This window comes from Nonomuraea terrae, from assembly GCF_004348995.1.
GTDB classification, from domain to species: Bacteria; Actinomycetota; Actinomycetes; order Streptosporangiales; family Streptosporangiaceae; genus Nonomuraea; species Nonomuraea terrae.
In genome coordinates, this window is record NZ_SMKQ01000278.1 from 1 (window position 1) to 9,683 (window position 9,683).

At 72.8% G+C, this 9,683-nt stretch carries 9 protein-coding genes; 3 read left to right on the plus strand and 6 right to left on the minus strand.

Annotation, left to right across the window (positions count from 1 at the left end):
• Positions 1-672: MFS transporter (locus E1286_RS43220; protein ID WP_342776326.1), on the minus strand; the 672-nt coding region annotated here is incomplete at its 3' end.
• Between the two features lie 54 nt (positions 673-726).
• Between E1286_RS43220 and E1286_RS43225 the strand changes: the two genes are divergently transcribed.
• Positions 727-1,458, plus strand: coding sequence for an AraC family transcriptional regulator (locus tag E1286_RS43225; RefSeq protein WP_132622587.1), 732 nt, complete (start codon positions 727-729; stop codon positions 1,456-1,458).
• Between the two features lie 59 nt (positions 1,459-1,517).
• On the plus strand, positions 1,518-1,973 hold the full coding sequence (gene ybaK / locus E1286_RS43230; RefSeq protein WP_132622599.1) for a Cys-tRNA(Pro) deacylase: 456 nt from the start codon (positions 1,518-1,520) through the stop codon (positions 1,971-1,973).
• A 1-nt stretch (position 1,974) separates the two neighbouring features.
• On the opposite strand, the gene E1286_RS43235 is transcribed toward ybaK, so the two are convergent.
• Both E1286_RS43235 and murA read right to left on the minus strand, forming a co-directional pair.
• Entirely contained in the window at positions 1,975-4,233 is a 2,259-nt protein-coding gene (locus tag E1286_RS43235) for a transglycosylase domain-containing protein (RefSeq protein WP_132622589.1), read from the minus strand.
• A 73-nt stretch (positions 4,234-4,306) separates the two neighbouring features.
• Positions 4,307-5,623, minus strand: coding sequence for a UDP-N-acetylglucosamine 1-carboxyvinyltransferase (murA, locus tag E1286_RS43240; RefSeq protein ID WP_246075658.1), 1,317 nt, complete (start codon positions 5,621-5,623; stop codon positions 4,307-4,309).
• Positions 5,624-5,686: 63 nt separating this feature from the next.
• Between murA and E1286_RS43245 the strand changes: the two genes are divergently transcribed.
• On the plus strand, positions 5,687-6,202 hold the full coding sequence (locus E1286_RS43245; protein WP_132622591.1) for a hypothetical protein: 516 nt from the start codon (positions 5,687-5,689) through the stop codon (positions 6,200-6,202).
• On the opposite strand, the gene E1286_RS43250 is transcribed toward E1286_RS43245, so the two are convergent.
• The 3 genes from E1286_RS43250 to E1286_RS43260 all read right to left on the minus strand — a co-directional run bounded on the left by E1286_RS43250 (position 6,199) and on the right by E1286_RS43260 (position 9,242).
• Positions 6,199-7,569, minus strand: a complete 1,371-nt coding sequence (locus E1286_RS43250; protein WP_132622593.1) for an amidase — start codon at positions 7,567-7,569, stop codon at positions 6,199-6,201. The two genes, E1286_RS43245 and E1286_RS43250, sit on opposite strands and share 4 nt — an antisense overlap.
• A gap of 165 nt (positions 7,570-7,734) precedes the next feature.
• On the minus strand, positions 7,735-8,586 hold the full coding sequence (locus E1286_RS43255; protein ID WP_223190895.1) for a nickel/cobalt transporter: 852 nt from the start codon (positions 8,584-8,586) through the stop codon (positions 7,735-7,737).
• Positions 8,583-9,242 (minus strand): hypothetical protein, encoded by a 660-nt coding sequence (locus E1286_RS43260; RefSeq protein ID WP_132622595.1) that lies wholly within the window; start codon positions 9,240-9,242, stop codon positions 8,583-8,585. Before E1286_RS43260 ends, E1286_RS43255 begins: the two co-directional genes overlap by 4 nt.
• Positions 9,243-9,683 lie beyond the last annotated feature (441 nt).

The following is a 9,683-nucleotide window of genomic DNA, read 5'->3' on the forward strand; positions in this document are numbered from 1 at the left end:
GTGCAGAGCCACGAAGGCGCTGAGGCCGACGTACACGACGGAACGGAAGACGATCACGAGGGTCAGCCGGGCGAACGACGGCCAGTCGTCGCGGCCCGAGACCGGCACGGCGGCGCCCCGCGCTGCCGCCGCTCCCCCGGACAGCGCCCTGACGGCCGGCAGCGTCACCAGCGCGCCCAGCACGGCCGGCAGCGCCAGCCACGGCGAGGCGCCCAGCCCCCAGACCGCGAGCAGCGGCGTCACGAGCACGGGAGCCGAGGCGAACCCGAGCGTCCCGCCCAGGGAGAACCAGCTCATCCGCACGTGGCTGCCCTCGCTCGCCAACCGGGCCAGCCGGGCGGACTCCGGATGGTAGGCCGCCACGCCCAGCCCCGACAGGGCCACGGCCAGGCAGGTCAGCGCGTACGAGCCGGTCACTCCCCCGGCGGCCACCCCGGCGCCGGACAGGATCATGCTCACCGGGATCAGCCACGGCATCCGCCGCCGGTCGGTCAGCACGCCGAAGATCGGCTGCACGATCGACGACAGCAGCGTCGCGGCCAGCACGACGCCGGAGACGGCGACGTACCCGTAGCCCCGCTCCACGACCAGGAACGGCACGAGGGCGGGCACCGCGCCCTGGTAGAAGTCCACGGCGGCGTGACCGGCGGCAAGCATGGGGATCCTGTTCACGCCCCGATCATGGACCGGGCCGGCGCTGGCCCGCTTCCGATAAAGTGCCAACTCATGCCGGAAATCCGCCACCTGCCGGAAGCGCCCACCGGGCGGCGGCCCCTCGCGCCCGGCGCCGGCATCGACGCCCACCGCCACGACACCCACCAGATCGTGTACGCCTGCCACGGCGTCGTCTCCGTCACCACGGACGCCGGCACCTGGGTGGCGCCGGCCAACCGGGCGATCTGGATCCCGGCCGGCACCGTCCACGAGCACCTCGCCCACGGCGACACCGACCTGCGCCTGGTCGGCCTGACCCGCAACCCGCTCGTTCTCCGCCGCCCGGCCGTCCTCGCCGTCAGCCCCCTCCTCCGCGAGCTGATCGTCGCCTACACCGGCGCCCTGGAGGACGGCGAGCGGGCCAGAATGCTGGCCGTGCTGCTGGACCAGGTCAGGCGGGCGCCCGAGCAGCCGCTGCACCTGCCCACGCCCAGGGACCCGCGGCTGGCCGCCGTCTGCGACGCGCTCCGCCGCGACCCGGCCGACCGCCGTACGCTGGCCCAGCTCGCCGTCCAGGCGGGCGCCGCCGACCGCACGCTGGCGCGGCTGTTCCGGGCCGAGCTGGGGATGACCTTCCCCCAGTGGCGCACCCAGCTCCGCCTGCACCGCGCCCTGGTCCTGCTGGCCGACGGCGTGCCGGTGACGGCGGTCGCGCACCGGTGCGGGTGGGCCTCCGCGAGCGCGTTCATCGACGTGTTCGGGCGGGCCTTCGGGTACACCCCCGGCCGCGCCTTTACATTGTAGATTCGCTACAATCGGGTGCCGTGAGCACATCGAAAGGCAAGGGCGGCACTCCGGCCACCATGGCGCTGACCAAGGCCAAGGCCGCGTTCACGCTCCACCCCTACGACCACGACGCCTCCGCCCAGGCCTACGGCGAGGAGGCCGCCGACGCGCTCGGCGTCCCGTACGAACGGATCTTCAAGACGCTCGTGGCGGAGGTCGAGAGCGGGCTCGCGGTCGCGGTCGTGCCGGTGGCGGGCAAGCTCGACCTCAAGGCGCTGGCGAGCGCGCTCGGCAGCAAGCGGGCCGCGATGGCCGAGGCCGCGAAGGTCGAGCGGGTGACCGGCTACGTCGTCGGCGGCATCAGCCCACTCGGCCAGCGCAAGCAGCTCCCGACCGTGGTCGACTCCTCCGCCCTCGACTTCGCGACGATCTACTTCTCGGCGGGCAGGCGCGGCCTGCAGATCGAGACCGCGCCCGACAACCTCATCACGCTCACCCGGGCGATCACCGCCCCCATCGGCAGGCGGGGCTGAGCTACCAGTCGAAGAACCCGTGCGACCGGTGCCGCTCGCGGCGGGGCCGGCCGTACGACGGCGGCAGCAGGCCCTCGCCCATCAGCCACTCGACGAGCCGGCGGTGCCGCCTGCCGAAGCCGTGGTCGCCGCGCCGCCTGCCCTCGCGTTCCCCGTCGCGGGCCTCCTCCCGGGCGAGCGCCTCCTCCAGGCCCGGCGTGTGTCCGCCGCCGAAGCGTGACATGTCCGGCCCGGGGAAGCCGCGCGACTCGGTGTTCCGCAGCGCCGACCGCATCGACTCCACCCAGATCGGCCCCGGCAGCGACGCCCCCTGCACCGACCCGTAGAAGCGGTCGCCGATCTGCACGCCCTGCAGCGGGAACCGGTACGACCCCCGGATGTCGCCCACGCTCACCGCCGCGGCCAGCACCGGCGTGTACCCGGCGAACCAGGCCGAGGTGTAGCCGTTGTTGGTGCCCGTCTTGCCGGCGGCGGGCCGGCCGAGACCCTGCCCCTTCATGGTGCCCTGGTCGAACACGCCCTCCAGCACGTGGTTGACCGCGTCGGCGACCGGCCGCTCGATGGCCCGCTCGCACGCGGGCGGCACGTGCGTGCGCCGCCCCTCCCTGCCGACGATCTCCACGATGGCCAGCGGCCGGCAGTACATCCCGCGCGCCGCGAACGCCGCGAACGACGCCGCCACCGTCACCGGGTCCATCTCGTTGATGCCGAGGGTGAACGTCGGCACCTCGCGCAGCGGCTTGCCGTCCGCCCGCGTGATGCCGAGGGCCTTGGCCGTGCGCACCACGTTGCAGAGCCCGACCTTGCGCTCCAGCATCATGTAGAAGATGTTCACCGACTTCCAGGTGCCGGTCTCCAGGCTGTGCGGGCCGCCCTCGCCCTCGCCGCTGGCGTTCAGGATGCGGCTGTTCGGGTCGTTGACCGGCTTGCCGTCGCAGTCGCGGTAGCCCTGCGACGGCACGAGCGAGCCCGGCGTCATGAAGCCGTCGCCGAAACGCCAGCCCTGCTTCAGCGCCGTGGCCAGGGTGAACACCTTGAACGTCGATCCGGCCTGGAAACCCTGGCCGCCTCCGTGGGCCACGTCGGCGACCAGGTTGAAGGTGGTCTTGGGGCCGTTCTTGCGGTCGCCGGGGTTGCGGCCGAAGCCCTTGCTGGCCGCCATCGCCCGGATCCGCCCGGTCCGCGGCTCCACCATCGCCTCGGCGGCCACCTCGGTGTCCTCGGGCGAGACGTGCCGCTTGATGGCCCGCTCGGCGGCGCGCTGCGCGATCGGGTCGAGGCTCGTCCTGATCGTCAGGCCACCCCTGGCCAGCCTGTTGCGCCGCTCGGCCTCGGTGTTGCCGAACGCCGGGTTCGACAGCAGCTCGCGCTGGACGTACAGGCAGTAGAAGGGGTACTCGCTCTGCTCGCAGCCGCCCGGCTCGGGGCGGAGGTCGATGCCCAGCGGCACCGCCTTGGCGCGCGCCGCCTCCTGCTTGCTGATCCAGTTCAGCCCGGCCATGCGGTCGAGCACGAGATCGCGCCGCTCCCGCAGCCGGGCCCGATGGTCCCGCCCCAGCGAGGGGTCCGTCGAGTACGGCATCCGCACCGCCCCCGCCAGCGTGGCCGCCTGCTCCAGCGTCAGCTTCGAGGCCGAGGTGGAGAAGAAGCGCCGGGCCGCCGCCTCCACGCCGTGGGCCCCGGCGCCGAAGTAGGCGATGTTCAGGTAGCGCTCGAGGATCTCCGCCTTGCGGTACTTCTTCTCCAGCGCCAGCGCCAGGCGCAGCTCGGTGATCTTTCGGGCCAGGTTGGGCGCGCGGGCACGATCGCGCTCGGCGTTGGTACGGGCGTTCTCCACCAGGATGTTCTTGACGAGCTGCTGGGTCAGGGACGATCCGCCCTGCCGGATGCTGCCCGCCTGGGTGTTGGTGAGCAGCGCCCGCAGCGTGCCGCGGACGTCGAGGCCGCCGTGCTCGTAGAAGCGGGCGTCCTCGATGGCCACGATGGCCCGGCGCATCACCGGGGCGACCTTGCGCAGCGGGACGATCCTGCGGTTGGTCTCGTAGAACTGCGCGAACGGCCGGCCGTCCTTGTCCAGCAGCCTGGTCACCTGCGCGAGCGGCTCCTCGCGCGGGGCGGGCGGCAGGTCGATGAAGGTCTTCGTCGCGTCACGCGCGGCGATGCCGCCCCCGCTCACCACGGGCGCGGCCAGTGCGGCCACCAGCACCCCGCCGAGCGCCCCCGCCAGCCCGAGTCCCCCGACGGATCTGAGTACGGTCACGTCACTTGATGTGCGACGTCCCGATCATTGGCAAACGCCCGCTTCCAGCGTCTTTACAGTTGTTTACTGCTGCTTACTCACCCGAGTCCCTCCTGATGTTCAGCCCCAGCGAGGCGAACTGCTCGAACGGCCGGTGGTAGCCGCGCTCGATGTGGTGCACGCCGCGCAGCGTGGACGGCCCGTCGGCGACCGCCGCCGCCAGCACCGCCGAGAAGCCGGCCCTGATGTCGGGCAGCGTCACGTCGGCTCCCCTCAGCCTGGAGACACCCCGCACGACGGCCGAGTGGCGGGCGTTGGTGTCGTGGTAGCGGCAGGCCGGGCCGCCCAGGCACTGGTCGAACACCTCGATCTCGCAGCCCATCCGCTGCAGCGCGGGCACGTACACCAGGCGGTTCTCGAAGACCGTCTCGTGCAGCACCGACATGCCGTGGCTCTGGGTGAACAGCACCATCAGCGGCGTCTGCCAGTCGGTCATGAACCCGGGGTGGGTGTCGGTCTGCACCGCCGCCGCGCGCAGGCCCTCCGGGGGCGCGGTGGCGCACAGGTACTCGTCGTTGATGTCGAACCTGGCGCCCATCCTGGCCAGCGTGGTGATCGCGGTGACCAGGCGGTCCTGCGGGCAGCCGTGCACGCGGACCTCGCCCTGGGTGATCAGACCGGCCGCCAGGTACGAGAACGCCTCGATGCGGTCGCCGGCCAGCCAGGTGGAGGCGCCGTGCAGGCGCTCGACGCCCTCGATGAGGATCCTGCGGTCGGGCGAGAGCTCGATCATCGCCCCCATCCGCTGCAGGAACAGCGCCAGCTCCACCACCTCGGGCTCGGTGGCGGCGTTCTTCAGCACCGTCTTGCCCTCGGCGAGCACCGCCGACATCAGCACCGTCTCCGTGGCGCCCACGCTGGGGTAGGGCAGCTCGATCCGGGTGCCGCGCAGGCGGGCCGCCTTGGCGAAGATGCCGCTCTCGCCGACCTCGACCTCGGCGCCCATCGCGCGCAGGGCCTCGACGTGGAAGTTCACCGGCCGCCGCCCGATCGGGTCGCCGCCGACCAGCGGCACGAACGCCTCGCCCGCCAGGTGCAGCAGCGGGCCGAGCATGAGGATGGGGATGCGGTTCAGGCCGGTGAACGCGTCGGGCACCCGGGGCTCGATCGCCGGCCCCTTCTCGATCCTGATCTCCGTGCGGGAGATCTCGACGTGGATGCCGAGGGCGCGCAGCATGTCCGCCGTGATGCCGACCTCGCCCACCTCCGGGGCGTTGTGAATGCTGCTCTCGCCGTCGCCCAGCATCGCCGCGACCATGTGCTTGGAGACGCCGTTCTTGGAGCCGCGTACTTCGACGTCCCCCCGGAGGGGGCCGGAGGGTTCGATCTTCCAGACCTCTTCTGCAATCACGAAGCGAGCCTAGCCGGGGGATACCATCGAGCTGATTCGGACGCACATGTGAAGGGGAGTGGCGTGACGAGGGAAGTACGCGCATTTGCGGTAACTGTCCTCACTCTCGCCGCTCTCGGGGTCGCCGCCGGCCTGCTCTGGTCGGGCCTCACGCCGCGGGCCCCTTACCAGGTCACCGAGCAGGGCCCGATGCTGGCCGACCCGACCACGCAGGCGCTGATCGCGGCCGACGGCTGGTTCGCGGTGATCACGGGCGGGCTGGGGCTGCTGTGCGGCGGCGTCGCCTGGTTCATCGGGCGGCGCTGGATGCTCGCGGTGCTGCTCGGGCTCTGCGCGGGTGGGGTGGCGGCCTCCTTCCTGACGTTGTGGACCGGGTCGACGTTCACCATCGGATCGGTCGTGGTGCAGGCCGCGGCCGTGCCCGGGATCAAGGTCGTCCCGGGGGCGCTGAAACTGACGGCCCCCGGGGTGCTGGTGTCCTGGCCGCTGCTGGCCGTGGGGTTCTTCACGCTGCTGGAAGGCATGCACGGCTACCGCGAGTCGCCCCTGCGGCAGCCGTACGGGGGTCCGGTCGTCTAGAGCGGGGGCCTGCGCAGGCCGTGCCCCGTGGCCTGCTCGAACGCCCGCGCCACCCGCAGCACCCTGGCGTCCTCGAACGGCGGCCCGATGATCTGCACGCCCACCGGCAGGCCGTCCTCCGTGAAGCCGGCCGGGACGGACGCGGCCGGCGCGTGCAGCACGCTGATCCAGTACGCCGAGCGCATCCAGGCGAGGTAGTCGGGCAGCCGCCGGCCGTTGATCTCGCTGACGTGCGGCTGCTCCACCGGGAACGGCGGCACCTGGCTGACCGGCGCGATCAGCACGTCGTAGGTGTCCCAGAACGCGGCCATGCGCTGGTAGAGGCGGCTGCGCGCCACCTCGGCGGCCACCAGGTCGGCGCCGGTGACCTGGCGGCCCTGCTCGACGTTCCAGGCGGTGTTGGGGCCCAGCCGGGTCTTGTCGCCGTGGGCGAGCAGGTAGTACCAGGCCCGGTAGGTACGGAACGCCTCCTCCGCGCCGGTCAGGTCGGGATCGGTCTGCTCCACGTGGGCGCCGAGGCGTTCGAACACGGCCGGCGCGGTCGCGGTGACCGCCGCCGTGCGCGGGTCCACGGGCAGCCCGCCCAGGTCGGGGCTCCACGCCACCCGCAGCCCCGCCACCCCCTCCTCGGGCTCGGGCGCGAACATCTCCTTGATCGAGTACGGCGAGCGCCGGTCGAACCCGGCGATCGCGCCGAGCATCAGCGTGACGTCCTCGACCGTCCTGGCCATCGGCCCAGGGACCGACAGGGTGTACCAGGCGGCCGTCTCCGAGATGCCCGGGACGCGGCCGGGCGTGGGGCGCAGGCCGACGACGTTGCAGAACGAGGCGGGGTTGCGCAGGGAACCGCCCATGTCGCTGCCGTCGGCCAGCGGGATCATGCCGGTGGCCAGCGCGACCGCCGCTCCCCCGCTGCTGCCGCCGGCCGACTTGGTCGGGTCGTACGGGTTCCTGGTGGCGCCGAACACCTCGTTGACCGTGTGGGAGCCGGTGCCGAACTCCGGGGTGTTGGTCTTGCCCACCGTGATCGCCCCGGCCGCGCGCAGCCGCCGTACGACCAGGTGGTCCTTGTCGGGCACGTGGTCGGCGAAGAGCGGGGAGCCGTACGTCGTGCGGATGCCGGCCGTGTCGACGAGATCCTTGTGCGCGACGGGCACGCCGTGCAGCGGCCCGGCCGGCTCCGCGGCGTCGGCCGCCTTGGCCGCGTCGAGGGCTTGTTCGGCGACCAGGGTGACGACGGCGTTCACACGGGGATTGACCTGCTCGATGCGGTCGAGGTGCGCCTGGAGCACCTCGACGGCACTCACCTGCCGCGTCCTGATGAGACGAGCCAGTTCGGTAGCGGGCAAATAACACAGTTCGCTCACCCTGCGATCCTCCCCCAATTCCCATCACCTCCACCCAATTCCCCCCGTGTCGCCCACACCCGCCCGAATCACCTGCCGCCTCCACGGACCGATGCCGGTCATCCTCCCGCCCGGCCGCACCGGACACCGGTCCATTCCGGCAGCGGTCCCGGCCGATTCCGGACCTCAGGGCAGCAGGGCCGTCACGGCGGTCGCCACGTACAGGCCGCCGCCGGTGGCCACGGCGACGCCTGCCAGCGCGGGCGTCCAGGACGCGGCGGCGCGCAGGGAGCGCAGGCCGGGCGCTTGCCGCCGGCCGAGCCGCCCCATGAGTGCGGCCCCGCGGACCGTCACCATCCCGACGGCGGTCAGTGTGGCGGCCATGCCCACCCCGAACGCGCCCACCAGCACCACCGCGTCCAACGCCCGCCCGGTGAGCAGCCCGCTCACCAGCACGATGAACGCCGACGGCGAGGGGACCAGACCCCCGGAGAGCGCGAGGGCGGTGAGCCCTCGGCGCGACCACGGATCCATCAGCTCCTCCCCATTCCCGTCCCCGTGACCGTGCCCGTGACCGTGCCCGTGACCGTGACCATGCCCATGCCCGTGACCGTGCCCATGCCCGTGTGCGCCCGCGTTCGCGTTCGCGGGCGCGTTCGCGGGCGCCGTCCTTCGTGAGCGGAGGTGGCGGTACGTCAGATGCACGCCGACCCCGATCACCACCGCGCCCGCTATCACCTGCAGCCACGCCGTGACGGCCTTGGTCCCGACGGCGGCGCTGCTCAACCCCACCCACACGAGCGCGAGCGCGAGCACCGACACCGTGTGCATGAGCGCGACGACCACGCCCAGGCGGAGCGCGTCCCGGTACCGGCCGTGCGTGCCGATCAGGTACGCCGCCGTCACGCTCTTGCCGTGTCCCGGCGCGACCGCGTGCAGCGCCCCCACGCCCAGCGCCACGGCCAGCATCAGCCAGAACGCCCCCGCCCCGTCGAACAGCGCGATCAGGTAGTTCTCCGGCCCCGTGGTGCCGTTCACGCGGCCACGCCCACGCGCCGCCGCCGCCCGCGGACGAGGAACGCCACCAGCGCCGTGACCGCGGCCACCAGCACCACGACGGGCACGGCGAGCGACACCCCACCCACCGCCGACGGCTCGAACCTCAGGTGCCGGGTGTCAGCCTCGGCCGTGAGCATGGTCTGCGCCGGGTCGGCGGGCGTCTCGGCGCTGAGCACGGTGCGGTACGCCTCGTTCAGGTCGGTCAGCGCCGCGATCCGGACGTCCACCTCGACGACCGGCTCCGCGCACGCGAATCCGAACCGTGCGCCGTCGGTGAGCAGCCGCTCCAGCGGTTCCAGCTCGCCCTCACAGGGCCGCCCGTCCTGGCTCACCTCCACCCGGGACAGCAGATAGTCCCGTACGGCGGCGGAGCGGGCCAGCTGCTGCTCCCCCGTCAGCGTGGTGTCGATGCCCTTGGACGGATCTCCGAACGCGCCGAGCGAGCGGCCCAGAGCCACCCAGTCGTCCTCGGCGGCCTTCCACGACAGGCTCACCTGCGAGCCTTCCGCCACGATCGTGACCATGGACGGCGGGCCGAACGGATGCGCCGACGCCGGCGCCACCGCGACACCGGCCGGCACAACGACGGCAACGGCGAGGAGCACGCAGGCGCGTGCGATGAGGGCGAGTTTCACGAGCGACTCCTGTAGGCAACCAATCGAAGATCCACGCACACACGGCGTCCCACCCGGGTGGGACGCCGCACCGGCACGACCGCCCACCGCGGTCTGACGTCACACCCGCACACGGCCGACCTCCACAGGGGTGCGCACGTCCGGACATGCCGAGCCCCCGTCAGGCGGGCCTCGTCGCGGCAGCCACACACCGGGCGAGACGAACCCCGTATCCGCGGGGCGCAAGGCTCACCGGCGAGCCCCCTCCCCGGTCGCGGCGTGGAGGCAACGCGGGTCAGGCGGACCCGTCTTGGAGGGATCAGGCGGGTCCGCACGGCCCGGTCGGTCCACCCATCCGGCGCTACTCGATGCTGTCGGTCCCGAACCAGCAGCAAGCAGCCGGTTCTCGGAGCCGTCGTAGGCCGTCAGGTCCGGTGGGGCGGCCAAGCAGGCGGGCAGGCC